Annotated in this window: 38 protein-coding genes; 27 read left to right on the forward strand and 11 right to left on the reverse strand. The window is 47.6% G+C overall.

Annotated elements, in window-relative coordinates; all coding sequences use genetic code 11:
* Nucleotides 1-7: 7 nt before the first annotated feature.
* From rpsC to rplQ, 22 genes are all read left to right on the forward strand, one after another.
* On the forward strand, nucleotides 8-715 hold the full coding sequence (gene rpsC / locus HA050_RS19510) for a 30S ribosomal protein S3 (protein WP_099396483.1): 708 nt from the start codon (nucleotides 8-10) through the stop codon (nucleotides 713-715).
* Entirely contained in the window at nucleotides 699-1,118 is a 420-nt protein-coding gene (gene rplP, locus HA050_RS19515) for a 50S ribosomal protein L16 (RefSeq protein WP_046351562.1), read from the forward strand. Before rpsC ends, rplP begins: the two co-directional genes overlap by 17 nt.
* The gene (gene rpmC / locus HA050_RS19520) at nucleotides 1,115-1,303 is read left to right on the forward strand and encodes a 50S ribosomal protein L29 (RefSeq protein WP_046351563.1); all 189 of its coding nucleotides are present in this window, start codon (nucleotides 1,115-1,117) and stop codon (nucleotides 1,301-1,303) included. Before rplP ends, rpmC begins: the two co-directional genes overlap by 4 nt.
* 2 nt (nucleotides 1,304-1,305) lie before the next feature.
* Nucleotides 1,306-1,566, forward strand: a complete 261-nt coding sequence (gene rpsQ / locus HA050_RS19525; protein ID WP_046351564.1) for a 30S ribosomal protein S17 — start codon at nucleotides 1,306-1,308, stop codon at nucleotides 1,564-1,566.
* 187 nt (nucleotides 1,567-1,753) lie between these two features.
* On the forward strand, nucleotides 1,754-2,122 hold the full coding sequence (gene rplN, locus HA050_RS19530; protein ID WP_046351565.1) for a 50S ribosomal protein L14: 369 nt from the start codon (nucleotides 1,754-1,756) through the stop codon (nucleotides 2,120-2,122).
* Between the two features lie 10 nt (nucleotides 2,123-2,132).
* On the forward strand, nucleotides 2,133-2,453 hold the full coding sequence (gene rplX, locus HA050_RS19535; protein ID WP_099396482.1) for a 50S ribosomal protein L24: 321 nt from the start codon (nucleotides 2,133-2,135) through the stop codon (nucleotides 2,451-2,453).
* A 13-nt stretch (nucleotides 2,454-2,466) separates the two neighbouring features.
* Complete coding sequence (gene rplE, locus HA050_RS19540; protein ID WP_099396481.1) at nucleotides 2,467-3,006, forward strand: 50S ribosomal protein L5; 540 nt, start codon at nucleotides 2,467-2,469, stop codon at nucleotides 3,004-3,006.
* A gap of 7 nt (nucleotides 3,007-3,013) precedes the next feature.
* Nucleotides 3,014-3,319 carry a 30S ribosomal protein S14 gene (rpsN, locus tag HA050_RS19545; RefSeq protein ID WP_046351568.1) on the forward strand — a complete coding sequence of 102 codons (306 nt, stop codon included), beginning with the start codon at nucleotides 3,014-3,016 and terminating at the stop codon, nucleotides 3,317-3,319.
* 15 nt (nucleotides 3,320-3,334) lie between these two features.
* Nucleotides 3,335-3,727, forward strand: coding sequence for a 30S ribosomal protein S8 (rpsH, locus tag HA050_RS19550; RefSeq protein WP_046351569.1), 393 nt, complete (start codon nucleotides 3,335-3,337; stop codon nucleotides 3,725-3,727).
* 12 nt (nucleotides 3,728-3,739) lie between these two features.
* On the forward strand, nucleotides 3,740-4,273 hold the full coding sequence (gene rplF / locus HA050_RS19555; RefSeq protein WP_166829928.1) for a 50S ribosomal protein L6: 534 nt from the start codon (nucleotides 3,740-3,742) through the stop codon (nucleotides 4,271-4,273).
* Between the two features lie 13 nt (nucleotides 4,274-4,286).
* Nucleotides 4,287-4,640, forward strand: a complete 354-nt coding sequence (gene rplR, locus HA050_RS19560; RefSeq protein WP_046351571.1) for a 50S ribosomal protein L18 — start codon at nucleotides 4,287-4,289, stop codon at nucleotides 4,638-4,640.
* A gap of 20 nt (nucleotides 4,641-4,660) precedes the next feature.
* Nucleotides 4,661-5,176 carry a 30S ribosomal protein S5 gene (gene rpsE, locus HA050_RS19565; protein WP_046351572.1) on the forward strand — a complete coding sequence of 172 codons (516 nt, stop codon included), beginning with the start codon at nucleotides 4,661-4,663 and terminating at the stop codon, nucleotides 5,174-5,176.
* On the forward strand, nucleotides 5,173-5,358 hold the full coding sequence (gene rpmD, locus HA050_RS19570) for a 50S ribosomal protein L30 (RefSeq protein ID WP_046351573.1): 186 nt from the start codon (nucleotides 5,173-5,175) through the stop codon (nucleotides 5,356-5,358). The genes rpsE and rpmD overlap by 4 nt, the downstream gene beginning before the upstream one ends.
* Nucleotides 5,359-5,793 carry a 50S ribosomal protein L15 gene (rplO, locus tag HA050_RS19575; protein ID WP_046351574.1) on the forward strand — a complete coding sequence of 145 codons (435 nt, stop codon included), beginning with the start codon at nucleotides 5,359-5,361 and terminating at the stop codon, nucleotides 5,791-5,793. It begins immediately after the preceding gene.
* Between the two features lie 26 nt (nucleotides 5,794-5,819).
* Nucleotides 5,820-7,124, forward strand: a complete 1,305-nt coding sequence (gene secY / locus HA050_RS19580; RefSeq protein WP_099396477.1) for a preprotein translocase subunit SecY — start codon at nucleotides 5,820-5,822, stop codon at nucleotides 7,122-7,124.
* 12 nt (nucleotides 7,125-7,136) lie between these two features.
* The gene (gene infA, locus HA050_RS19585) at nucleotides 7,137-7,355 is read left to right on the forward strand and encodes a translation initiation factor IF-1 (RefSeq protein ID WP_046351576.1); all 219 of its coding nucleotides are present in this window, start codon (nucleotides 7,137-7,139) and stop codon (nucleotides 7,353-7,355) included.
* A 35-nt stretch (nucleotides 7,356-7,390) separates the two neighbouring features.
* On the forward strand, nucleotides 7,391-7,504 hold the full coding sequence (gene rpmJ, locus HA050_RS19590; RefSeq protein ID WP_046351577.1) for a 50S ribosomal protein L36: 114 nt from the start codon (nucleotides 7,391-7,393) through the stop codon (nucleotides 7,502-7,504).
* A 64-nt stretch (nucleotides 7,505-7,568) separates the two neighbouring features.
* Nucleotides 7,569-7,931 carry a 30S ribosomal protein S13 gene (gene rpsM, locus HA050_RS19595; RefSeq protein WP_046351578.1) on the forward strand — a complete coding sequence of 121 codons (363 nt, stop codon included), beginning with the start codon at nucleotides 7,569-7,571 and terminating at the stop codon, nucleotides 7,929-7,931.
* 16 nt (nucleotides 7,932-7,947) lie between these two features.
* Nucleotides 7,948-8,340, forward strand: a complete 393-nt coding sequence (gene rpsK / locus HA050_RS19600; RefSeq protein ID WP_046351579.1) for a 30S ribosomal protein S11 — start codon at nucleotides 7,948-7,950, stop codon at nucleotides 8,338-8,340.
* A 14-nt stretch (nucleotides 8,341-8,354) separates the two neighbouring features.
* Entirely contained in the window at nucleotides 8,355-8,987 is a 633-nt protein-coding gene (gene rpsD, locus HA050_RS19605) for a 30S ribosomal protein S4 (RefSeq protein ID WP_099396475.1), read from the forward strand.
* A gap of 34 nt (nucleotides 8,988-9,021) precedes the next feature.
* Complete coding sequence (locus HA050_RS19610; RefSeq protein WP_099396474.1) at nucleotides 9,022-10,005, forward strand: DNA-directed RNA polymerase subunit alpha; 984 nt, start codon at nucleotides 9,022-9,024, stop codon at nucleotides 10,003-10,005.
* A 24-nt stretch (nucleotides 10,006-10,029) separates the two neighbouring features.
* On the forward strand, nucleotides 10,030-10,419 hold the full coding sequence (gene rplQ / locus HA050_RS19615; protein WP_099396473.1) for a 50S ribosomal protein L17: 390 nt from the start codon (nucleotides 10,030-10,032) through the stop codon (nucleotides 10,417-10,419).
* 70 nt (nucleotides 10,420-10,489) lie between these two features.
* Here the strand turns inward: rplQ and HA050_RS19620 are convergent, their stop codons facing one another.
* Complete coding sequence (locus tag HA050_RS19620) at nucleotides 10,490-11,380, reverse strand: HDOD domain-containing protein (protein ID WP_166829930.1); 891 nt, start codon at nucleotides 11,378-11,380, stop codon at nucleotides 10,490-10,492.
* A 54-nt stretch (nucleotides 11,381-11,434) separates the two neighbouring features.
* Between HA050_RS19620 and HA050_RS19625 the strand changes: the two genes are divergently transcribed.
* Nucleotides 11,435-12,256 carry a symmetrical bis(5'-nucleosyl)-tetraphosphatase gene (locus tag HA050_RS19625; protein WP_166829933.1) on the forward strand — a complete coding sequence of 274 codons (822 nt, stop codon included), beginning with the start codon at nucleotides 11,435-11,437 and terminating at the stop codon, nucleotides 12,254-12,256.
* Here the strand turns inward: HA050_RS19625 and HA050_RS19630 are convergent.
* The 10 genes from HA050_RS19630 to HA050_RS19675 form a co-directional block, all read right to left on the reverse strand.
* Entirely contained in the window at nucleotides 12,238-12,960 is a 723-nt protein-coding gene (locus HA050_RS19630; protein ID WP_166829936.1) for a lysophospholipid acyltransferase family protein, read from the reverse strand. The two genes, HA050_RS19625 and HA050_RS19630, sit on opposite strands and share 19 nt — an antisense overlap.
* A 136-nt stretch (nucleotides 12,961-13,096) precedes the next feature.
* On the reverse strand, nucleotides 13,097-13,840 hold the full coding sequence (locus HA050_RS19635; RefSeq protein ID WP_166829940.1) for a GNAT family N-acetyltransferase: 744 nt from the start codon (nucleotides 13,838-13,840) through the stop codon (nucleotides 13,097-13,099).
* Nucleotides 13,841-13,930: 90 nt separating this feature from the next.
* Complete coding sequence (locus HA050_RS19640; RefSeq protein WP_099396468.1) at nucleotides 13,931-14,122, reverse strand: DNA gyrase inhibitor YacG; 192 nt, start codon at nucleotides 14,120-14,122, stop codon at nucleotides 13,931-13,933.
* A complete protein-coding gene (gene zapD / locus HA050_RS19645) occupies nucleotides 14,119-14,877 on the reverse strand; it encodes a cell division protein ZapD (protein WP_166829943.1) in 759 nt (252 codons plus the stop codon). Before zapD ends, HA050_RS19640 begins: the two co-directional genes overlap by 4 nt.
* 60 nt (nucleotides 14,878-14,937) lie before the next feature.
* Nucleotides 14,938-15,549, reverse strand: coding sequence for a dephospho-CoA kinase (gene coaE, locus HA050_RS19650; protein WP_166829946.1), 612 nt, complete (start codon nucleotides 15,547-15,549; stop codon nucleotides 14,938-14,940).
* Between the two features lie 14 nt (nucleotides 15,550-15,563).
* The gene (locus HA050_RS19655) at nucleotides 15,564-16,433 is read right to left on the reverse strand and encodes a prepilin peptidase (protein ID WP_166829949.1); all 870 of its coding nucleotides are present in this window, start codon (nucleotides 16,431-16,433) and stop codon (nucleotides 15,564-15,566) included.
* Nucleotides 16,433-17,656 (reverse strand): type II secretion system F family protein, encoded by a 1,224-nt coding sequence (locus HA050_RS19660; protein ID WP_166829952.1) that lies wholly within the window; start codon nucleotides 17,654-17,656, stop codon nucleotides 16,433-16,435. Before HA050_RS19660 ends, HA050_RS19655 begins: the two co-directional genes overlap by 1 nt.
* Nucleotides 17,657-17,674: 18 nt before the next feature.
* Nucleotides 17,675-19,384, reverse strand: a complete 1,710-nt coding sequence (gene pilB, locus HA050_RS19665; protein ID WP_166829955.1) for a type IV-A pilus assembly ATPase PilB — start codon at nucleotides 19,382-19,384, stop codon at nucleotides 17,675-17,677.
* Nucleotides 19,385-19,508: 124 nt separating this feature from the next.
* A complete protein-coding gene (locus HA050_RS19670) occupies nucleotides 19,509-20,768 on the reverse strand; it encodes an HlyC/CorC family transporter (protein ID WP_166829958.1) in 1,260 nt (419 codons plus the stop codon).
* A gap of 53 nt (nucleotides 20,769-20,821) precedes the next feature.
* The gene (locus HA050_RS19675) at nucleotides 20,822-21,670 is read right to left on the reverse strand and encodes a cytochrome C assembly family protein (protein ID WP_166829960.1); all 849 of its coding nucleotides are present in this window, start codon (nucleotides 21,668-21,670) and stop codon (nucleotides 20,822-20,824) included.
* Between the two features lie 55 nt (nucleotides 21,671-21,725).
* Between HA050_RS19675 and ffh the strand changes: the two genes are divergently transcribed.
* From ffh to trmD, 4 genes are all read left to right on the forward strand, one after another.
* A complete protein-coding gene (gene ffh, locus HA050_RS19680; protein WP_166829962.1) occupies nucleotides 21,726-23,078 on the forward strand; it encodes a signal recognition particle protein in 1,353 nt (450 codons plus the stop codon).
* Between the two features lie 253 nt (nucleotides 23,079-23,331).
* Complete coding sequence (rpsP, locus tag HA050_RS19685) at nucleotides 23,332-23,592, forward strand: 30S ribosomal protein S16 (RefSeq protein ID WP_046351593.1); 261 nt, start codon at nucleotides 23,332-23,334, stop codon at nucleotides 23,590-23,592.
* A 14-nt stretch (nucleotides 23,593-23,606) separates the two neighbouring features.
* Entirely contained in the window at nucleotides 23,607-24,134 is a 528-nt protein-coding gene (gene rimM, locus HA050_RS19690) for a ribosome maturation factor RimM (RefSeq protein WP_166829964.1), read from the forward strand.
* Between the two features lie 7 nt (nucleotides 24,135-24,141).
* A complete protein-coding gene (gene trmD, locus HA050_RS19695; RefSeq protein WP_332841475.1) occupies nucleotides 24,142-24,915 on the forward strand; it encodes a tRNA (guanosine(37)-N1)-methyltransferase TrmD in 774 nt (257 codons plus the stop codon).
* Nucleotides 24,916-24,920 lie beyond the last annotated feature (5 nt).

The raw sequence follows: 24,920 nt of genomic DNA on the forward strand, positions 1-24,920 counted from the left end.
AGCGACTATGGGTCAGAAAGTTCATCCGACGGGTTTTCGTCTCGCCGTCACTAAGAACTGGGCTTCGCGTTGGTACGCCAACAGTAGCAATTTTGCCGGTATGCTCAATGAAGATATCGCAGTACGCGATTATCTGAAAAAGAAACTGGCCAGTGCTTCAGTGAGTCGTGTCGTAATCGAGCGTCCGGCTAAGAATGCCAAAATCACTATTTTCACGGCTCGTCCTGGTGTAGTGATTGGTAAAAAGGGTGAGGATATTGAGCAGCTCAAAAAAGCGCTGCAAAAGATCCTGAATGTGCCCGTGCATGTAAATATCGAAGAAGTGCGTAAGCCTGAAATCGATGCACAAATTATTGCTGACAGCATTTCTGCGCAACTTGAAAAGCGCGTAATGTTCCGTCGTGCGATGAAGCGTGCAATGCAAAACGCAATGCGTCTTGGTGCTCAAGGTATCAAGATCATGTCGTCAGGTCGTTTGAACGGCATCGAAATTGCGCGTACAGAATGGTATCGTGAAGGTCGTGTGCCTTTGCATACTCTGCGTGCAGATATTGATTACGCAACTTCTGAAGCCAAAACCACCTACGGTATCATTGGTATCAAGGTTTGGGTTTATAAAGGCGAAATGAAGCCGGGCGAAAAGGCTGCTGAACCAGCACCTGAAGCTCAGAAGAAAAACGCACGGAAGGGGCCTCGCAATGCTGCAGCCAACTAGACTTAAGTATCGCAAGGTCCAGAAGGGCCGTAACACGGGTATCGCTACTCGTGGTAATAGCGTTGCTTTTGGTGTGTTTGGGCTCAAGGCCACAAGTCGTGGTCGTCTGACAGCTCGTCAGATCGAATCCGCACGTCGTGCGATTACCCGTTATATTAAACGTGGTGGTCGCGTATGGATTCGTACGTTCCCAGATAAGCCAATCTCTACCAAGCCCGCTGAAGTGCGTATGGGTAATGGTAAGGGTAGCCCGGATTACTGGGTTGCTGAGATTCAACCAGGCAAAGTTTTGTATGAGCTGGATGGTGTAGATGAAGCGGTTGCACGTGAGGCTTTCCGCCTTGCATCTGCTAAATTGCCATTCGCGACTACCTTTGTCACTCGTCAGGCGGGACAACGATGAAAGCTGCTGAACTACATCAGAAATCTGTTGAAGAGCTGAAGGCTGAGTTGACCGCATTGTTGAAGGCGCAGTTTAGCTTGCGTATGCAGCATGCGACGGGTCAACTGGCAAAGCCAAGCGAACTCAACCGTGTGCGCAAAGATATTGCGCGCGTTCATACCATCATGGCTCAGAAGGCGGCTTAACGATGTCTGAAGCTAAACTGAAGCGCGAACTGACAGGCCGTATCGTCAGCGACAAAATGGATAAGACTGTTACCGTGTTGGTAGAGCGTCTGGTTAAACACCCGCTCTACGGCAAGATGATGCGTCGTTCCAAAAAATACCATGCACACGACGAAAGCAATCAGTATCACGAAGGTGATTTGGTTACAATCCAAGAAATTCGTCCACTGTCCAAGACTAAAAACTGGGCTGTGACGACGCTGGTAGAAAAAGCTCGTAATTAATATTTAATACGTGCTTGCGCGGGTATTGTGCTTTATGTACAATGCCCGCTTTCTTATCCATATATAACATCTTGTTGTGTATGGAGTTCTTCCCTACGGGATCCAAAACTAGCTGCTAATGCTCGGTTTTGCCGAGCGACTCGGTCTTGCCGAGATTATAGGCGGAAAAAGTTGGAGGTTTGTTTCAATGATTCAAATGCAAACTAGGCTTGAAGTTGCTGATAACACTGGTGCACGTTCAGTAATGTGCATTAAGGTTCTTGGTGGTTCCAAGCGTCGCTACGCTTCGGTGGGCGATATTATTAAGGTTGCCATTAAAGATGCTGCCCCTCGTGGCCGTGTTAAAAAAGGTGACGTATATAGCGCCGTAGTGGTTCGCACCGCTAAGGGCGTACGCCGTGCTGATGGTTCGCTTATCAAGTTTGATGGCAACGCTGCAGTTCTCCTTAACGCCAAGCTTGAGCCTATTGGTACCCGTATTTTCGGGCCAGTGACTCGTGAGCTGCGCAATGAACGATTCATGAAAATCGTTTCACTTGCGCCAGAAGTGTTGTAAGGGGACGGGCATGAACAAGATTCGCAAAGGCGATGAAATCATCGTTATCACAGGCAAGGACAACGGCAAGCGCGGTACAGTGCTGCGCGTAATCCCGGCTGAAGATCGTGTCGTGGTTGAAGGCGTTAATGTGGTGAAAAAACACCAAAAGCCTAATCCAATGCGCGGTGTACAGGGCGGTATTGTCGAAAAGACTATGCCGGTTCACATTTCTAATGTTGCCTTGTTTAACACTGCAACGGGCAAGGCTGATCGCGTTGGCTTCAAGACTTTAGAGGATGGCCGTAAGGTTCGTTTCTTTAAGTCTAGTGGCGAAGTGGTTGGCGGCTAAGGGGTGATGAAAAATGGCTCGTCTGCAAGAGTTTTATAAAGAACAAGTAGTGCCAAAACTGGTTGAACAGTTTGGCTACAAATCCATCATGCAAGTTCCACGCATCGACAAAATCACCATTAACATGGGTGTTGGCGAAGCGATCGCGGATAAGAAAGTGATGGATCATGCTGTTGGTGATTTGGTGAAGATTGCTGGTCAAAAGCCGGTTGTTACTGTAGCTAAAAAGTCGATTGCTGGTTTCAAAATTCGTGAAGGTTATCCGGTTGGCTGCAAAGTGACTTTGCGCCGCGAACGTATGTTCGAATTTCTGGATCGTCTGGTAACGATTGCTCTTCCACGTGTGCGCGACTTCCGCGGCGTGAGCGGTAAATCGTTTGACGGTCGTGGTAATTTCAATATGGGTGTTCGTGAGCAAATCATTTTCCCAGAAATCGAATACGACAAGATTGACGCTTTGCGTGGTATGAATATTACGATTACCACTACAGCTAAATCCGATGAAGAAGCGCGTGCTTTACTCGCTTGCTTCAAGTTCCCATTCAAGAGTTGAGGCAACCATGGCTAAAGTCGCAGTGATTAAGCGTGAGGAAAAGCGTCGTGCAACCGTCGCCAAGTACGCCGCCAAGCGTGAAAAGCTGATGGCGGTCATCAATGACCAGAATGCATCTGACGAAGAGCGTTTTGCTGCTCGTTTGCAATTCCAGCAGCTTCCGCGTAATGCAAGTCCGGTACGTCTAGTAAATCGTTGTTCGATTACTGGTCGTGGTCGTGGCGTGTATCGCAAATTCGGACTCGGCCGTATCAAGCTACGTGAACTCGCCTTCAAGGGTGAAGTTCCTGGCATGGTCAAGGCTAGCTGGTAATAGGAGAGATAAAACATGGCAATGCATGATCCTATCGCCGATATGCTAACCCGTATTCGCAACGCACAACGCGCGGACAAGGCACAAGTTACAATGCCATCGTCCACGCTGAAGTTAGCAATTGCTGGCGTGTTGCAAGATGAAGGTTATATCGAATCGTTTGAAGTCGCAGGTGAAGTTAAACCTGTTTTGACCATCGAACTCAAGTACTACGCTGGTCGTCCGGTTATCGAGCGTTTGGACCGCGTGTCCAAGCCGGGTCTGCGCATCTATAAGGGTGCTACAGAAATCCCAACGGTGATGAACGGTCTGGGTGTGGCTATTTTGTCCACCTCCAAAGGCGTAATGACAGATCGCAAAGCACGTGCCAATGGTATTGGTGGCGAGCTTCTGTGCGTCGTCGCTTAAAGAGGTGAATCGATGTCTCGCGTAGCAAAAAACCCAGTAGTTATCCCAGCAGGCGTTGAAGTAAAGTTCGCTGCTGGTGAGATCGTTGTGAAGGGCCCACATGGCACAATGACGCAAACTCTTTGCGTTGATGTGGATGTTAAGGTTGAGGACAATGCAGTTCAATTTGCCGCTAAGGGCGCATCTAAGCATGCCCGCTCTATGTCCGGTACTTTGCGCGCATTGGTAAACAACATGGTAACAGGCGTTTCTAAAGGCTTTGAGCGTAAGCTCTTGCTGGTGGGCGTTGGTTACCGTGCTCAGGCTCAAGGCGATGTCTTGAACCTGACTCTCGGCTTTTCCCACCCCGTTGCGCATGCAATGCCAGCGGGTGTGAAGGTGGAAACTCCGACACAAACCGAAATCGTCCTCAAGGGCGCCGACAAGCAACTGGTTGGTCAGGTTGCAGCCGAAATTCGTGAATACCGTAAACCAGAGCCATATAAAGGCAAGGGCGTACGTTATTCCGATGAGGTTGTCGTATTGAAAGAAACCAAGAAGAAGTAATCGAGGCTGAATCATGGACAAGAACCAAGCTCGACTCCGCCGCGCACGTAAAACCCGTGCAAAGATTTCGGAGCTCAAGATGTTGCGTCTGTCGGTGCACCGCACCAACAGTCACATCTACGCCCAGATCATCGACGAAACCGGTAGTAAAGTACTGGTTTCTGCTTCAACTCTTGAAGCTGATGTTCGTGGCCAAATCAAGAATGGCGGCTCTGTTGATGCCGCAGTCGTGATTGGCAAGCGTATCGCTGAAAAAGCGAAAGCTGCAGGTGTCGAAACGGTTGCATTTGACCGTTCCGGCTTCAAATATCACGGCCGTGTTAAGGCCTTAGCTGATGCTGCCCGTGAGGGCGGCCTCGTCTTCTAATTGAGTTTGGAGTTGATATAATGGCTAAGAACGATATGGAAGAACGCGGCGACGGCCTTCGTGAAAAGATGGTCGCTGTAAATCGCGTAACCAAGGTCGTCAAGGGTGGTCGTATCCTTGGTTTTGCCGCACTGACAGTAGTTGGTGATGGTGATGGCGGCGTTGGTATGGGTAAGGGCAAATCGAAAGAAGTGCCTGTAGCCGTACAAAAAGCAATGGAAGAAGCCCGTCGTAAGTTGCAAAAAGTTACTTTGCGCAACGGTACGATTCACCACACAGTATTCGGCAAACATGGCGCTACTACAGTGTTCATGCAGCCTGCTGCTGATGGTAAGGGTATTATTGCTGGTGGTCCAATGCGTGCTGTGTTTGAAGTTATGGGTATCCATAATATTTCAGCAAAGTGCCACGGTTCGACCAACCCGTACAACATTGTACGTGCAACATTAGATGGTCTTTCTAAGCTTCACACACCAGCAGATATTGCTGCGAAGCGTGGTAAGTCTGTTGAAGAGATTCTGGGAGCTGCTAAATGAGCGACTCTAAGAAATTCAAAGTAACTTTAGTTAAAAGTCTGATTGGTCGCCTGGAAGCTCACAAAGCATGTGCCCGTGGCTTAGGTCTCCGTCGTCTTAATAGTAGCTCTGAAGTGATCGATACCCCGGAAAACCGTGGTATGGCTAACAAGATCAGCTACCTACTGAAGGTGGAAGGCTAAATGGAACTTAATAACCTGAAACCAGCTGCTGGTTCTACTCACGCCAAGCGTCGTGTAGGCCGCGGTATTGGCTCTGGCTTAGGCAAAACGTCTGGTCGTGGTCACAAAGGTCAGAAATCACGTACTGGTGGTTTTCATAAGGTCGGTTTTGAAGGCGGTCAAATGCCTTTGCAACGCCGTCTGCCAAAACGTGGTTTTGTTTCACTCACACGTGGTGATACCGCTGAAGTTCGCTTGTCGGACATCAACGATTTGCCATTGAGCGAAATTACCTTTGAAGCACTGCTTCAAGCTGGTGTGGTATCTCAGCATGCTCTGCGCGGTAAAGTTGTACTTTCCGGCACTATTGAGCGTGCAGTTGTACTCAAGGGCTTGGCTGTAACTAAGGGTGCCCGTGCTGCTATTGAAGCAGCTGGCGGCAGCATCACCGAGTAATTCGGTAAACTGAGGATAAGGCAGTAATGGCAAATCCCGCTCTGGCTAGTTCTGCAAACAAGTTTGCGGACCTTAAAAGTCGGATTTGGTTCCTCATCGGGGCACTGATCGTATATCGAATTGGTGCACACATCCCGGTGCCAGGCATCAATCCGGCCGAACTGGCAAAATTGTTTGAGTCGTCGCAAACCGGTTTATTGAACATGTTCAATATGTTTTCCGGTGGTGCTCTCTCTCGCTTTACCGTGTTCGCTATCGGGATCATGCCTTACATCTCGGCGTCGATTATTTTACAGCTCGCTGCCGAGGTGCTGCCATCTCTGAAGCAGATGAAAAAAGAGGGAGAGGCAGGTCGTCGTAAAATTACGCAATATACGCGTTATGCGACGCTGCTTCTTGCTACTGCACAGAGCTTTGGTATTGCAATGATGCTGTTCAAGCAGCCGAATCTGGTAGTTGTAGCGCAAGCTCAGTTTGTGTTTACTACTATTGTGACGCTGGTTACAGGCACCATGTTCCTGATGTGGTTGGGTGAGCAGATCACTGAACGGGGTATCGGTAACGGTATCTCAATCTTGATCTGTTCTGGTATTGCTTCTGGTCTGCCTTCGGCAATCGGTAAGACATTATCACTGGCTAATCAGGGTGCTTTACCTATTTTGCTTGTGTTGTTTCTCTTTGTTGGTGTTGTGCTGTTAACTGCGGCGGTTGTGTTTGTAGAACGCGGCCAGCGCAAAGTTCCTGTCCATTATGCGAAGCGCCAGGTTGGCAACCGCATGATGCAGGCACAAAGCACTCACCTTCCACTGAAACTGAATATGGCGGGCGTGATCCCTCCGATTTTTGCTTCGTCAATTATCTTATTCCCTGCGACTTTATTGTCGTGGACCGGTAATAGCGATAAATTGTCTTGGTTAAAATCGATCGGTGACATGCTGCATCCTGGTCAGCCGCTCTATGTGCTGTTGTATGCGACTGCGATCATTTTCTTTTGCTACTTCTATACTGCTTTGGTCTTCAACCCGAAGGAAACAGCAGATAATTTGAAGAAAAGCGGAGCGATGATTCCGGGCTATCGCCCGGGAGACCACACTGCGAAATACATCGAGAAGTTGATTTTAAAACTCACATTAATCGGTGCTGTTTATATTACGGTCATCTGCTTGATTCCGGAGTTTTTGATTCTGAAGTGGAATGTTCCATTCTATTTTGGCGGGACATCTCTGTTGATTCTTGTAGTCGTAACAATGGACTTTATGTCGCAGATGCAGTCTTACGTGCTCTCACATCAGTACGAGAGTCTGCTCAAGAAAGCTAACTTCAAGGGCTAGGCGTAACAGGCTATGGCGAAAGACGAAGTCATTCAGATGCAGGGCGAAGTCCTTGAAACGTTGCCTAATGCAACGTTTAAGGTCAAGCTCGAAAACGGACATGTGGTTCTTGGTCATATTTCTGGTAAGATGCGGATGCATTACATCCGCATCCTGCCCGGAGATAAGGTTACAGTGGAGTTGACTCCCTATGATCTGACTAAGGCTCGCATTGTATTCCGGGCTAAGTAACAGCCCGGATTTAATTTTGATCGAAAGGAAAGACGATGAGAGTTCAAGCGTCGGTCAAGAAAATTTGCCGCAATTGTAAAATCGTACGCCGCAACCGTGTTGTGCGTGTGATTTGCACCGACCCGCGGCACAAGCAGCGTCAAGGCTGATTGTTGCGACAATCAGTTCATGATGTTAATATGCAAAGCTTTTTGAACCTGGGGTAAGAAAAGTATGGCCCGTATTGCTGGGGTTAATATCCCGAATCATCAGCATACTGTGATCGGCCTTCAGGCTATTTTCGGTATTGGTCGCACACGCGCCTATGCCGTCTGCGCTGCAACCAGCGTTGAGCCTACAAAAAAGGTTAAAGATCTCAGTGATGCTGAACTAGATCTGCTGCGTGAAGAACTTGGCAAGTATGTTGTCGAGGGTGATTTGCGCCGCGAAGTGACCATGAGCATCAAGCGTCTTATGGACCTTGGTTGCTACCGTGGTTTCCGTCACCGCAGAGGACTTCCGTGCCGCGGTCAGCGTACTCGTACCAATGCGCGTACTCGCAAGGGTCCGCGTAAGTCCATCGCTGGCAAGAAGTAATCCAAGGAATTAAAGAATGGCTAAAGCAAACACAGTACGTGTACGGAAGAAAGTCAAAAAGAGTGTGTCAGAAGGTGTTGTGCACGTGCACGCGTCTTTCAATAACACAATCATAACCATCACTGATCGCCAAGGGAATGCACTGTCTTGGGCTACCTCGGGCGGTGCTGGTTTTAAAGGCTCTCGGAAAAGTACACCTTTTGCGGCTCAGGTAGCTGCAGAGGCTGCTGGTAAAGTTGCCCAAGAATACGGTGTAAAGAACCTCGAAGTTCGCATCAAGGGTCCGGGTCCGGGTCGTGAGTCCGCTGTGCGTGCATTAAACGCACTCGGTTTCAAGATCACGAGTATTTCGGATGTTACGCCGATTCCGCATAACGGTTGTCGTCCGCCGAAGAAGCGTCGTATCTAATCCCGGAGTAAGTTATGGCTCGTTATATTGGACCCAAGTGCAAACTTGCACGTCGTGAGGGTACGGATCTTTTCCTGAAGAGCGCTCGTCGTTCTTTGGATAGTAAGTGCAAACTGGAACAAGCTCCTGGTCAGCACGGTGTGAGTGGCGGTAAAAAGCCTTCGCGTCTGTCAGACTACGGCGTTCATTTGCGCGAAAAGCAAAAGATTCGCCGCATTTACGGCGTATTGGAACGTCAGTTCCGTCGTTATTTTGAAGAAGCTAGCCGACGTAAAGGTTCTACAGGTGAAAACCTGCTGAAACTTCTTGAATGTCGTCTGGATAACGTTGTTTATCGTATGGGTTTTGGCTCTACACGTGCTGAAGCTCGTCAACTTGTTTCCCACAAAGCTATTGTGGTAAACGGTAGTGTTGTGAATATTCCTTCCTACTTGGTTAAGGCTGGCGACGTTGTTTCTGTTCGCGATAAATCGAAAACTCAGGCTCGTATCCAGGAAGCTGTTTCCCTGGCTGAGGGTATCGGTTTTCCGAGCTGGGTTCAGGTAGATTCCAAGAAGCTTGAAGGTATGTTTAAAAACATGCCAGAGCGTTCCGATCTGTCCAGCGACATCAACGAAGCGCTGGTTGTGGAATTCTACTCCAAGTAATATTCTGACCCGGCTAGCCAAGGGATACTGACTTATGCAAATCAACGCGAATGAGTTGCTCAAGCCGCGCATCATTGATGTGCAGGCTTTAAACGCTGCCCAGGCGAAAGTCGTGATGGAGCCGTTCGAGCGCGGTTACGGCCATACGCTCGGCAATGCTCTACGTCGCATTCTTCTTTCTTCGATGTCTGGTTTTGCGCCGACTGAAGTGAAAATTGAAGGTGTGGTTCACGAGTATTCCGCACTGGATGGCGTGCAGGAAGATGTAGTCGATATCTTGCTGAACCTCAAAGGCGTTGTGCTCAAGCTGCATGGTCGGGACTCGGTCGTTCTCACCCTCTCAAAAGAGGGTGAGGGCGTCGTTAAAGCGTCCGATATTCAGCTGTCTCACGATGTTGAGGTGATCAATCCAGATCATGTGATTGCCCATCTGTCTGCTGGTGGCAAGCTTAATATGGAAATTACGGTTGAAAAAGGTCGTGGCTATCAGCCTGCACCTAACCGTTTGGCTAAAGATGAAAGCCGTACTATCGGCAACATCATGCTTGACGCGTCTTTCAGCCCGATTCGCCGTGTTAGCTACCACGTAGAAAGCGCCCGTGTAGAGCAACGTACTGATCTTGATCGTTTGATTATTGACATTGAAACCAATGGCGTAATCGAACCTGAAGAAGCAGTGCGTCAGGCTGCACGTATGCTAATTGACCAGCTCGCCGTGTTCGCTGATCTTGAAGGCACTCCCGTAGAGGAAGAGCAACCACAGGCACCGCAGATCGATCCGATTCTGTTGCGTCCGGTTGATGACCTCGAACTGACTGTCCGTTCGGCTAACTGCCTGAAGGCAGAGAACATTTATTATATCGGCGACCTGATCCAGCGTACCGAGACTGAGCTTTTGAAGGCACCTAATCTTGGGCGTAAATCGCTTAATGAGATCAAGGAAGTTCTTGCCTCTAAAGGCCTCTCGCTGGGCATGCGCCTTGAAAACTGGCCGCCTGCTGGCTTAGAAAAGCCGTAATAGCGGGCAAAAGGAAATCGACAAATGCGTCACCGTCAATCTAATCGCAAATTAAATCGCACGACAAGTCACCGTCTGGCGATGTTGCGCAATCTTGCGAATTCGTTGCTCCGTCACGAAGTCATCAAGACCACTTTACCTAAAGCAAAAGAGCTGCGCCGTGTTGCTGAGCCTTTGATCACTTTAGGCAAAAAGCCTTCACTTGCGAACCGCCGTCTGGCGTTCAATCGCACGCGTGATCGCGATATGGTGGTTAAGTTGTTCGATGTGCTCGGCCCGCGTTATGCTGCCCGTAATGGTGGCTACCTTCGCATTCTGAAGTGCGGTTTCCGTCAAGGCGACAATGCTCCTATGGCATTCGTTGAGCTTGTAGACCGTCCTGAAGAAGCGGAAGCGGTTGAAGCAGCTGAGTAATCAGTTGTTTTGCAGCTATTCGTTGTAATGTAAAAAAGCCAACCGCAAGGTTGGCTTTTTTATTGCCTAGTTAAAACTGAGGAATTTGGGTGGCAACGGGGAGTACCGAAAACCACTCCCATTCATGCCCTGCTTTTATACAGACGTTTCGTACCAGGGCATATGCATGTTCTGGCTCAATTGATAATAAATCAGCAATGTTTTGATAATCATCTGGTAAAGCAGGGTCTTGCCAGTGGTTGGCTAAGTGGCGCGCTGCAGACGTTGCAATGGACACGGTTCTGACTCTTGGTTCATCGGTATGCCTTTCGTCCATTAAGTGAGTCAGAAGGCTCGGTAAGTGCCAGTGTAGTGCTAATTCAGTTTGCAATTCATTGATAGTAAATCCAAGTATTAACTTTTGGGCTTCATGGCTTCTGCTGCCTGGGTTTTTTAGTAAATAGTGTGTAATTTTCTGAGCAAGTGCCGGGGCTGATAACCAAAGTAATATTTCAGCTAAATCATGCAGCAAGGATGCAGTAGTTACTTCTATTGGATCAACATCATGTCTTTGGCTGCTGAGGCTTTCGGCAATTCTGGCCGCAAGATAAGATCGGGAAATGATTTTTCTTATCCCCACTAATGCATCCGGTTGTTGTTGCAGTTGAGTTTCAACCGCTTGCGTGGAACCAAACTCACGGAAGAAACCTCCCATGCCGATCATTAGCAGTACATGCTCGATGGTGTTTACATCTTTCATTTGTACTGCTCTTCGTTGCCTCTGCTGATAGCGAATTAGTTTTAGAGTAAGCAGCGGATCATGGCGAATAAGTAATGACAGGTCTCTGATGCTTATATCATCACTTTTTGAGTGTAAATGCGACATTTGATCCAAGGTATACTGCATTGCAGGGATTTCTATATTGCTCAGTTTAATGAGCCAGTCATTCAGGCTGAGATGCGTGTTAGTGGTCATGGTCATTAATCTGCTGCATCAGTGGTAATGTTTTCATTTTAGCTGCTAAATGGATGAGTTATGTCGAGATATGCGATTGGTGATATCCAAGGGTGTTTTACAGAGTTAATGGCTGTGGTTGAAAATTTGGCATTTAATCCACAAAACGATCAGATCTATTTACTCGGAGATTTGGTAAACAGGGGGCCATCTTCACTTGCGACATTACGCTGGGCTTCCAAAACTCAGGGCGTATCTGTTGTATTGGGTAATCACGATCTTCATCTCCTTGCGATGTTTGCAGGCTTAGCGCAGGGAAAGCCTGGCGATACGCTTCAGGAGGTGATTGATGCACCTGATGCTGCAAACTTGTTACTTTGGTTGCGTCAGCAGCCTTTGCTTATTGATTTAGGGGATGTCTTGCTGGTGCATGCTGGGATTAGCCCTCAATGGTCACTTGAGACTGCAAAGCTTGCTGCAAAAGAGGTCGAAAACGCCTTGCAAAGTGAACAGTGGAAAGACTTTATGGCCGTGATGTATGGTAATCAACCCGCTGAATGGTCTGATGATATGAGTGCCGCCGATCGAATGCGGTATAGCGTAAATTGCCTGACGCGCATGCGCTTTGTAACAACCGACGGAGCTTTGCAATTAAAGTACAAAGGTGAGCGTGAACAAGCGCCTGCAGGGATCAAACCCTGGTTTGAATTGGGCAATCGCCAGCCTTTGAATCGCCGGGTTATATGTGGACACTGGTCAGCATTAGGGCTGATGCTTAAAGAAGATGTATGGGCCTTAGACACAGGGTGTGTCTGGGGTGGTGCACTGACTGCAATCAGTATAGATAACGGGCAGCTTTATCAGACAGCTGCCCGGTCAGAGTATCAGGCATTACTGGATTGAGTATTTAGTGCGTGATGAGCTGTACATATGCGCGCTTCAATAAATTGCGTCAGAGTGCGCCGGTTTTTGTGATCTGTTGGAAATGGCGCTAAAAAGTTTATTTCGGCATGCAATGATCGGGTGCCCAAAATACGCCATAAAGATTGGGCTAAGGTCATATCACCAATGTAGGTCGCGGCATCAGAATATTGGCCTTCTGCATCTGTGTAGCGCAGGTAAACAGGTTGTATGGTGGCATTACCATCAATTGCTGCTTGTAAAAGTGAAGAGCGAAAAGGTAAAAGCTGCCTTCCGCACCCTGTTGTACCTTCAGGAAATACAGTTACGCAGTGACCTTCACTCAGAGCCGTCACAATGGCCTCATTCACCCTGGCAGTGTCTCTTTTTCGCTCTCTTTCAATAAACAGCGTACCTGTACCTATGCAGAGCCTGCCAATGATTGGCCATGATCTTAGTTCTGATTTTGCAACAAATCGGGAAACAGTGACCGAATCCAGGATAAATATATCAAGCCATGAAATGTGATTGGCTAACAGCATATGTTGCTCTGGGTACTTTCCAGGCTCAATACCCTGCACACGCAAGCTAACACCCAGTATTTTCGTTAATTGCTTCGACCACTGTTGTATATAGTCCACTCTTTCCGCAAGCATTAAGCGGGGAAAACGGTAGGTAACGTTAAACAATCCCTTGGCAAAATGCATTATTAAGCGGCATAAGCGACAAAGACGTAGGCATAACAATGGAGTGCGCATGCAGCTAAAATTCTGTATGGAAATTCGTAATGCTGTGAGTTTAGCTGTTTCTTCACTGTTCAGCCAACTACCTTGAGTGTGAAGATCACCGCATGAAGTGTCTGGCATAGCGCATATCTAAATTTTGCATCGGCAAGATAATAAAAAGGTCGGCCGTATTAAAGTCAGGATCCCATGCCGGCTCGCCACAAATTAATGCGCCAGCGCGAAGATATCCTTTAATCAGCGGAGGGATTTCAGTTTCAAGTCTTTGGTTGAGTGTCGAAATAGGCAACGGGCAGCGTGGGAATACACGCCATTCAACAGGGGCCAGTTTATCTTTAGCCAGTTTGCGGTAAAGGCTGGCTGCAACATGCCCTCCATCGCCGATGGAGACACTGGCGCAGCCAATGAGGTAGTTGTACTGGTTCTTGCTCATATACTCAGCAAGACCAGCCCACAGCAGTGTAATTGTGGCACCAGAGCGGTAGTCCGGGTGCACGCAGGAGCGACCAATTTCAACCAGTTGTTCGCGCAAATGACCTAACCTCGTCAGATCAAACTCGGTGTCGGAGTAATAACTGCCTAATTTACGTGCCTGGTGGGGGGGGAGAATACGATAAGTGCCGACAACCTCACCGGTTTCATCGTCCTGGACCAGCAGATGGTCACAGTAGGCATCAAACAGATCCCGGTCGATGCCTGGCTCACGGCATACAATATGCGCGCCCATTTCTTCAACGAAAACCCGGTATCGTAAAGCTTGTGCAGCACGGATCAGCTCTTCATTGTCCGCAATACATACAGAGAGTTTACGTTTACGGCTTGGGGTAATCTGAGTTTGAAGCATTGGTTTCCTCCTGTGTATGAGGAAACTTAAAGCTTGCAGATGACGCTGCTATGACGTTGAGATGAAGCTGAAATGACAGCTTAAAAAATTTTAATCAGGGAGAGAATCAGAGTCTTCGGCGTGGCTGGCTGGCACCGGGATTGCGTATTCTTCATTGGCCCAGCGGCCTAAATCGATTAATTTACAGCGTTCAGAGCAAAATGGGCGGCTGGGATTGTCGGTTGAATATGTATGTTGTTTACCACAACTTGGGCATTTAGTTTGAAAAGCAGGTGTGTTCATAAGTTGCAGTAGCCAAGACCAAAGTCGACATCTGTATCGACAACCTTAGCGCGTTCTCCACTGGTTGATGGCACAACAAAACGAATATTAATGGCATAACGGTTTGCTGAGAGCTCAGGCACGGCTGCTAAATGTTCAGGCAGGCTGACTCTTAATAGCTGAACCGTTTTTCCACCAGACATTTGCTGGAAATTGCCATTTTTTGCGGTGTAATTGTTTTCACGCATGCTGTCCCTGAGCAGGCGGAGCACTATGTCTAACCCTTGTTTGATGGGAAGCAGCGGGTTAAACCAGCCATCAATGTCTGCTCTGCGGTATTCAGCGCTTTGTTGTTGCCAGTAATGGTAGGAAGGAAGGTCAAAAGCACAGGCTCCGCCAGGAATCGTAACGCGCTGTTTGATGGCCATCAGCCATTCATTTTCTCTTAGTGCCTGGCCAAACTTTCCTGTCATATTCAGCATTTTGCAATGCGTTTCTTCTATATCTACTAATACTCGTTCGAGAGCATCTTCTGATATCTGCGGATTATTTCGAAGAGCTGACAGAGCTTGTCGCTGACGCTCTAATTCCTGAAGCAGATCTGACTTCATGTCGGCACGACTGGCTACTTCCATGATTTCAAATATACCAAGCAATGCTGCATGATGGTCTGCAGCAGAGTCGCGTGCCACATACTGAATGGTGCGGTTGTATAAGTTTTCGAGGCGCAAGAGGGTGCGAATGCGCTCGTTGATAGGGAATTCGTAGCTAATCACGATGCGTCTAACCGGCGAAGATATTCGATTTTGCAGCAAAAAATGGTTTATGAAAATCAATTACGTAAACCGACATGTTTGATCCTGATATCGCTGGTGGAGAGTGCTAACGCTGGATTGTAAATGAGCAAGAGAGCTTTCATTCAAAATAATATCATTTGCGCGTTGTATTCGTGCTTTTCTTGGCAGTTGATTGGCAATAATCGCTGTAATTTCTGAATTTTTCAGGCCACTGCGTAATTTTACCCGCTCAATTTGATGTTCTTCAGAGCAATCTACAAGAAGGCTGCTGTCTATGATGCTGCTGTAAGTATTCGTTTCGAATAATAACGGAACAACCAATAAAACATAAGGTGTATGGGGTGATTGTTTGTCCAGCTGTTGCATCACAATCGCCTTGATGCGCGGATGGAAGATATTTTCAAGTTTTACTTTTGCATCAGCGTCGGCAAAAATGAGTTCGCGCATCCGGGAGCGGTTAAGGCCACCCTCTTTCTCTATAAAATCTGTGCCAAATTCTAAGGCAATTTGTTCTAAGGCTTCCGAGGGTGGGCGGCTCAGTTGGTGCGCTATCTCATCAGTATCAATGACAGGCACCCCCAGCTCAGCAAAAAGACGGGCAACGGTTGATTTGCCACTGCCTATCCCTCCGGTCAGCCCGATAATTTTCATCCCGTCTGCACGCATTATGCGGGTACACCATTAAATATCAGCTGCTGCAATGAGCTGCCAAGTAACAAAGTCAGCCAGCCTGCAATCCCTAAATAAGGACCAAAAGGCATGGGTTTGCCCATGCCTCGTTTGGCCAGAATGGCCAGAGCAATGCCGATGACTGCGCCGCTGATGGATGATAGCAAAATAATACTTGGTAAAGCCTGCCATCCAAACCATGCGCCCAATGCTGCCAGCAGTTTAAAGTCGCCGTAGCCCATGCCTTCTTTTTTTGTGATTAGCTTAAACAGCCAGTACACGCTCCAGAGTACCAGGTAGCCTGCTACTGCACCGATAACGGCCTGATCTAAGGGCACAAAGACATTATTTAAATTGAAAAGCAGTCCCAGCCAGAGCAGGGGCAGGGTGATGTTGTCGGGCAGCAGATAGGTGTCTGCGTCAATAAAGACCAGTGAAATCAGCGACCATGTCAGCATAATTGCTGCAATCGCCGCTATGGTCACACCAAAATGCAACCCCACAATTGTCGTCAGTGCTGCACAAAGCAGCTCAATCAGAGGATAACGCGGGCTGATGGAAGTTTTACACGCATTACAGCGCCCGCGTAAAACTAAATAACTAATAACAGGAATATTCTCTAAAGCACTGATGGCATGTCCGCAGCCGGGGCAGGCTGAGCGTGGAATAATCAAATTATAGGTGGGCACTTTGGGCATTGGAGCATCGACAGGAGCGTCGATCATCTGACACTGCTGCCTGAATTCTTGCTCCATTATTTTTGGAATGCGGTGAATCACTACATTCAGAAAACTGCCAACTAATAAGCCAAGTACAAATAAAAAGCCACCAAATACAGCCGGGCTGTCTAAAAACAACTCAATCATTAACCGACAACCTCGCCCATTTTGAAAATTGGTAAGTACATGGCTACAACTAAACCGCCGATCAGTGTGCCCAGGACCACCATGATGATGGGTTCCATTAAGCTGGATAAGGCCTCTACAGCGTTATCCACTTCTTCTTCGTAATAATCTGCAACTTTACTCAGCATTGAATCCAGTGCACCCGATTCTTCGCCAATTGCAACCATCTGCATCACCATATTGGGGAACATATTGGTGCTTTGCATAGATAAAGTCAGGCTGGTACCGGTGCTCACTTCGGTTTGGATTTTTTTTGTAGCAATCTTGTAGAGATAATTCCCTGCTGCTCCGCCAACAGAATCAAGTGAGTCTACTAAAGGTACACCCGCTGCAAACATGGTGGAGAGGGTACGGCACCAGCGTGCAATAGTTGCATCCAGCATGATTTTGCCAATAATCGGCACTTTAAGCAGTAAACGATCCATTACGATTTGAATCGCTTCTGATTTTTTCCATGCTTTTAAAAAGCCCCAAATCCCGCCGAATATCCCGCCAAATATGAGCCACCAATATGTAACGAAGACATCAGAGATTGCCATGACCACTAAGGTGGGCGTTGGTAAGTTGGCGCCAAAGCTGGAAAATAACTCTTTAAACGCGGGAATAACAAAAATCATAATCACCGCAGTAATCACAAAAGCCGCAACGATAACGGCGGTTGGATAAAACAGAGCAGATTTAATTTTCTTTTTAACGCCCAGCGTTTTCTCTTTGTAGGTGGCAAGCCTTGCCAGCAGGGCATCTAAAATACCTGCTTGTTCACCTGCCTGAATCAGATTGCAATACAGTGCATCAAATTCATTGGGGTGTTTTCGGAATGCCTGTGTAAGTGAAGAGCCGGTTTCAATATCATTTTTGATATCCATCAGCAGCTTGGTCACAGATGGATTGCTGTGGCCTTTGGCCACAATATCAAATGAAGTGAGCAGTGGCACGCCAGATTTAAGCATGGTGGCCAGTTGCCGGGTAAACATGGTGATGTCTTCCTCGGTAATCTTTTTGCCAGTCCCCATTCTTTGTTTTTTGACTTTTAAGACATTGATGCCCTGGCGGCGAAGCGTGTTTTTGACCACGTGCTCACCACTTGCCCGTACTTCGCCTTTGACAATCTTGCCACTGCGATCTTTTCCTTCCCAGATAAAAGTAAATTCTTTTACTTTTAGTGTTTTGGGTGCTAGCGCCATGACGCCCCTCTTTGGATATTATTCATTGGTTACCGCCATGACTTCTTCTAATGAGGTCAGGCCTTGTTTTACTTTACGCAAGCCAGAACCTCGTAAATCACGAACGCCGTCACGCTTAGCCTGGTCAGCAATATCAATCGCATTGCCATTGGTCATGATGATGCGATTCATTGCATCAGTAATGGGCATGACCTGATAAATGCCAACGCGGCCTTTATAGCCTGAACCCTTGCAAATATCGCAGCCTACGGGCTTATAAGGGGTCCAGGTCCCATCAAGTTCTTCTTCTTCAAAACCTGCATCGAGCAGGGCCTGATGTGGAATATCAATGGGCGTTTTGCAACTGCACAGTTTTCTGGCCAGTCGCTGTGCGGTAATTAAAATCACTGACGATGCAATATTAAATGGGGCAATCCCCATATTCAGCATCCGTGTCAGTGTGGTGGGCGCATCGTTTGTGTGCAGGGTAGAAAACACCATATGCCCTGTTTGCGCGGCTTTAATCGAGATATCGGCAGTGCCTAAATCCCGGATTTCCCCCACCATGATGATGTCCGGATCCTGGCGCAAGAAGGCTTTCAGGGCGACTGCAAAAGTCAGACCAGATTTTTCATTCACGTTCACCTGATTAACGCCAGGTAAGTTAATTTCACATGGATCTTCGGCCGTGGAAATATTGATGCCTGGCTGATTTAAAATATTTAAGCAGGTGTAGAGCGAAACGGTCTTTCCAGACCCAGTTGGACCCGTGACCAAAATCATGCCGTAGGGCCGCTGAATGGCTTCCAGCAGGATTTCTTTCTGATCCGGCTCGTAGCCCAAGGCATCAATACCTAAGGTGGCAGAGGAGGGATCCAGAATCCGCATACAAATCTTCTCACCGTGCATGGTGGGCATGGTGGATACCCGGAAATCGATGGCCCGGCTTTTGGAAAGCACCAGCTTCATCCGGCCATCTTGTGGTACGCGTTTTTCAGAGATATCCAGTTTTGAGATAACTTTAATACGCGAAGCAAGTTTGTCTTTAATTGCCAGCGGAGGCTGCGCTACTTCACGCAATACACCATCCAGGCGGTAGCGAATGCGGAAGAATTTCTCGTAAGGCTCAAAGTGAATATCCGAAACGCCTGCATTAATGGCATCGAGCAGAATCTTTTGCAGGTATTTTACGATGGGGGCATCGTCAACTTCCAGCGCGGCAGTCTCGTTTTGAGTGGTGTCTTCTTCCCCACCGCCCATTTCCAAATCGACATCATCCAGCGCCATATTGCTTAGATTGGCCCCGGTAGACTCGATGAGTTTATCCAGCAGACTAACGAGTTTACTGTCTTCCACCACCAGTGGCTGTACTTGCAGTCCGGTTTGAAAGCGCACTTCTTCCAGCGCTTGCAGGTTAGTGATATCCGATAGCCCGATAAACAATTTGGTGCCGCGCTTAAAGAGCGGCACGATGCGTTGAATCTGCATCACTTTATTGTCTAGCACGCCTTGGGGGATGTAGCTTGGATCAATATGGTCCAGATCAAGAAGAGGATAGCCAAACGCCTGAGATGAAAATTCAGCAACATCTCTCGCGGTCATTTTGTGACTGCGTATCAGTTGCTCAATAAACGGCGTTTTACTGCTGTTCGCTGTAGATTGCAGCGCTTCAGCGTCCGCTTCAATTAATCTGCCATGCTGAACAAGCAGGCGGGCGAGACCAGATACAGGTGAGTTAGGTGCTGACATGGTCTTCAATATGTAATCGAAAAGAGGAGAAACTGTCGGTATTGCCTTACGTTTTTAGTTTAGCAAATACCTTTTAATCTTGCGCTTTCTTTCCCTTTAAAACCTTGATAGATCAAGAACATAATTAAGTATCTTGGGCATAAAGGCGAATAACGCGAATACTTCGGTCTTGTGTTTGAACAATTTCAATTCGCTGCCCTGCTAAAACAAGGCAAGTACCCGCATCAGGGATATCTTCAAAGTGTTCAAGTATCAGTCCATTTAATGTTTTAGGCCCATCTACAGGAAATGCCAGACGTAATTTTCTATTGAGCTCCCGAAGGCTGGATGCGCCATCGAGCAGTACACTGCCATCGGGTTGTCTTAATGCTTTGCCCTGAGCCGGAGCATTGGTGGTGAATTCTCCAACAACTTGCTCCAGAATATCTTCCAGGGTAACAAGACCTTGCATTTCTCCATATTCATCAACGACTACGGCCATTCTGCGTTTATTTTCTTGAAAATTTTGCAGCTGGGTAAATAACGGCGTACTTGAAGGAATAAAGTAAGGCGGCCGCATCATTTCACTCAGTCTTGCCTGGTCTATTTCGTCCTCTTTTAAGGATAAAATTTTTCGAATATGCAAAATTCCCGTGATGTTGTCCGGGTTACTTGAGTAAACGGGGAGACGGGTATGGTGGCAGGTGAAAATTTGTTTACGAATCTCATCCGTTGGTGCATCTAAATCTATGCTCTCAATTTGATGACGTGGAGTCATTACATCGTCTACTGTAATGCTCGCCAGTTCAAATAAATTCAGAAGAATTGTATGGTGTTTTTTTTCCATATAACGCCCTGATTCTAATACTAACAGGCGTAATTCTTCAGGTGAAAGTGCGTGCTGATTGTTCTGGTTTTTTTTTAAGCGTAAAACTTTAATGAGCGCACTGACAAACAGATTGACCAGCCAGACTGCCGGATAAAAAATGCGAAGCAGGATAAGCAGCGGATAAGACGCTGCATAGGCAAAAGATTCTGCATAGTTGGCGGCTAATACTTTGGGCGTTGCTTCGGAAAAAATAAGAATTGCAAAGGCCACCAACAACGTGGCCGTACCTAGTGCAAAATCATTCCCGGCAAACAGCTTGCTTGCAATCAGAGTGGAAAGCGTTGCTGATGCGGTGTTGATAAGCGTATTGCCAATTAAAATAACGGAAAGTAGCTTATCGGTTTGGTTCAGTAGTTTTTGTGTTCGTGCTGCCGCTAAATGTCCCTGGCGTGCTTTACTGGCAATTTTATAGCGGTTAACCGCCATCATTGCTGTTTCCGCTGCAGAAAAGAATGCGGAAGTTGCTAAGCATAGGCCAAGAGCAAGATATAGATAAGATAATGAAATGTGTTCCAATGTCGTTGCTATGTCCGTAATTTGTATGGCTTAAGCCGTATTTTTTAAAAGGCCTAAAAAGGGCGGTGTAGTAGCGCCTCAAGAACAAAACGGCTCCCTATATAGCCCAGAAAAAGCAGAGCAAAGCCAAAAAGTGTCCAGTTAGCCGCAAAGCGCCCACGCCAGCCATTTTTCCATCGCCCCAGAAGCAAAGTGCCAAAAACCAGCCATGCTGCAATGGAAAGGATAATTTTGTGTGAAAATACTAAGCCGTGTCCGAATACTTGTTCAGCAAAAAAGATTCCGGAGAGTAGCGCTAAAGTCAGTAAAATAAAGCCGAGGCCTACACAAGCAAACATGAGTCGCTCAAGTGTCATCAGCGGCGGCAGTGTCCGAATGAGAGAGCCTGCCTGAGCTTTGTGTAATGTTCTATCAGCAAAACGCATTAGAATGGCAACACCAGCAGCATTTAGCAGCATTCCATGGGCAAACATTGCCAGCAAAAAGTGGCCTCGCGACAGCAGGCTGAGGGGGTAAGTTATTGAATGCCCAATCGGTAATAGCTGGGAAATAAATAAAAATATTGCCGCTATACCCAGCATAGGGGGCTGCAGGCCGTCCATTTTCCAGAACAGCTGGCCACACAGATAAATGCACAGGGTGGAAAATGCACTCAATGAGAGTGCCTCTGCCGCACCAAAATGCAGATTACTTGACCATAGTAAAGGTGGGAAAAGTGCCAGGGCGTGTAAAACCAAGCCTGAGGCTAACAAAACCAGCTCAAGTGCAGGGCTAAGCAGCCGCTTGGGGCGTGATGAGGCAAGCCGGCTGCGGCAAAAATGCCAGCCTAATAGCAGATAAATGGTTAAAGCCAGCAGTGCGAAATAAGTTGCCGGGCTAACTTCAGGTAAAATGGTCATCATATAAGTCTATCAGAGCGAGGTCCCTCTTGGGGCAGTCGCCAAGCAAAGGATACGCATGTTTGAAAATCTTTCTAGTCGTCTTTCTGGTGTTGTCAAAAACCTGCGGGGTCAGTCTCGCCTGACTGAGGATAATATTCAAGACGCAATGCGTGAAGTACGCATGGCTTTGCTTGAGGCTGATGTGGCTTTGCCTGTCGTTAAGCAGTTTATTAATGACGTGAAAGTTCGCGCTCAGGGGCAAGAAGTTATTGGTAGTCTTACACCGGGTCAAGCAGTAATCGGTGTTGTGCACGAAGAACTGACTAAGCTGATGGGGGCGCAAAATGATGCTCTGAACTTGGCCGCAGTTCCGCCTGCTGTGATTTTAATGGCAGGTTTGCAAGGTGCAGGTAAGACAACGACTTCGGGTAAATTAGCAAAACTTCTGAAAGAAACACAAAAGAAAAAAGTTTTATTGGTTTCAACAGACGTTTATCGCCCGGCTGCAATTGAACAGCTGAAAATGCTGGCTGGTCAATTAGAGGTGGAGTGGTTTCCTTCTGATGTAGGGCAAAAGCCGGTTGAGATTGCATTTGCCGCCCATGATTATGCGAAAAAACATTTCCATGATGTGCTGATTGTCGATACGGCGGGGCGTCTGGCTATTGATGAGGCCTTGATGGCCGAAATTAAAGCGCTGCATGGGGCCGTAAATCCCGTTGAAACGCTGTTTGTGGTTGATGCCATGCAGGGGCAGGATGCGGTTAATACTGCAAAAGCCTTTAATGAGGCACTTCCTTTAACAGGTGTGATCCTTACCAAAATGGACGGTGATTCACGTGGTGGTGCTGCTCTGTCGGTGCGGCATATTACGGGGAAGCCAATTAAATTTTTAGGTACGGGTGAGAAGCTGACAGGGCTGGAGCCATTCCATCCTGATCGCATGGCTGGCCGTATTTTGGGCATGGGCGATGTACTTTCTCTGATTGAAGACGTGCAAAACAGCGTCGATCAGGAAGAGGCGCTCAAAATGATGAAAAAAGTTAAATCCGGCAAAGGGTTTGACTTGGAAGATTTTAAAACGCAAATCCAGCAAATGAAAAAAATGGGCGGGATGAGCGCACTGATGGATAAGTTACCAGGGCAAGTGAGCCAGATGGCCAATAGCCAGGTAACAGATAAATCGGTGGCACGTATTGAAGGCATTATCAACTCAATGACACCGGAAGAGCGTCGTAAACCAGAGTTGTTAAAAGCCAGCCGAAAGCGCCGCATTGCAGCCGGGGCAGGAGTACAAGTGCAAGAAGTGAATCGTCTTTTGAAGCAGTTTGAAGAAACGCAAAAAATGATGAAGCAATTCTCCAAGGGGGGCATGGCTAAATTGATGCGAGGCATGAGCGGCATGAAGGGAATGCTGCCCGGCATGTGATTAAAAATGCGGGTGCCGGGCTACTTGAGGTTTGCCTTGCATCTGCTGTATTGCTTGCCCGCCTTGTGGGGAAAGCTTTCATTTTGTACTGACATTTTTAAAATATTCGAACCTGACCGGCAGCCGAATATCACGTTAGGCTTTACAACGTGATTGTTTTTGCTGTACTTTTGCCGGTTATTCTTGCGGGGTTTGGTGTTTTGTTTCATAATCGAACCCCTTTAAATTAATCTCCATTATTGGGTTTAATGCCATGGTTGTTATTCGTCTTTCCCGCGGCGGTGCTAAAAACCGTCCGTTTTACAACGTTGTTGTAACCGACTCCCGTAATCGTCGTGATGGTCGCTTTGTTGAGCGTCTTGGCTTTTACAATCCACTCGCCAAAGATGGCGAAGAAGGCGTGCGTCTAGCTATGGACCGCGTTAGCTACTGGGTAGGCGTTGGTGCACAAGCTTCTGACTCCGTTGCCAAGCTGCTGAAAAACTACAAGCCAGCTGCTGTTGCTGCTGCTTGATTCAAGCCGTGACTATGCAAAAACGGGCTTCGCTGCCGGTGCCTGATGATCTTTTGATCATGGGCTATGTAAGTGGGGCTTTTGGTGTACATGGCTGGATCAACCTGGTTGGTGATACTGAAGATGCCGATAGTCTTTTTGACTACGACACTTGGTGGATCGGCCGTGATGGTCAATGGCAGGCTTTTAAGCTTGTTGAAGGCCAGGTTCACACAAAGAAATTAGCAGCTCAGCTTGATGGTGTTAATGATCGCGATGCGGCATTTGCACTTAAAGGCAGTAAAATTGCAGTTTCCCGTAGCCTGTTACCAGCCCCTGCTGCTGATGAGTATTACTGGGTCGATTTAATCGGCCTCGATGTCATCAATGTGCAAGGTGAAAAGCTTGGTGTTGTGGATAACTTGTTTGAAACCGGTGCTAACGATGTGATCGTTGTAAAAGACGGACAGACCGAGCGTCTGCTGCCTTTTGTAGCTCATGTTGTGCTCAGGGTTGATCTTGCTGCTAAAACAATCTCTGTGGATTGGGGCCTTGATTACTAAGGCTGAGGTGTATCACTTCGATGTGGTCACTTTGTTTCCTGAGATGTTTGAGGCGATCACTCGTCATGGCATCACAAGACGAGCGGTTGAATTAGGTCTTTTTGGACTTAACAGCTGGAATCCACGTGATTTCACCGCAGACAAACATCGTACTGTGGACGACCGGCCATATGGTGGCGGCCCCGGTATGGTGATGTTGCCAGAGCCTCTTGAAAGTGCGCTTGAAGCAGCTAAAAATAGGCAGCGTAAAGAGGGTGTTGCTGCTACGCATACCGTCTATTTATCTCCCCAAGGGGCGGCATTAACGCACGATAAAGTCTTGGAACTGGCTCAAAAGCCGGGTTTGGTCTTGTTATGTGGTCGTTATGAGGGGGTGGATGAGCGTTTGCTGGATCGTCAGATTGATGAGGAAATCTCAGTCGGCGATTATGTGCTCTCAGGTGGAGAGTTGCCTGCAATGGTGCTGATGGATGCCATCATTCGCCAATTGCCTGGTGTACTTAATACTGCAGCGAGCGCAGAAGAAGATTCATTTGTGGATGGGTTGCTGGATTGCCCGCATTACACCCGTCCCGAAAATTATCTGGGCATGAGCGTACCGGAAGTCTTACTTTCAGGAAACCATGCGCTGATACGGCGCTGGCGCTTAAAACAGTCTTTAGGCCGAACATTTTTGCGTAGGCCTGACTTGTTAACAAAGCGACAGCTATCAAAAGAGGAAGCTCGTCTTCTGGCCGAATTTAAGGCGGATCTGGTGATAAACCAAGATCAGGTGGTTTGACCACC

The organism is Iodobacter violaceini (assembly GCF_011601265.1).
GTDB lineage: Bacteria > Pseudomonadota > Gammaproteobacteria > Burkholderiales > Chitinibacteraceae > Iodobacter > Iodobacter violaceini.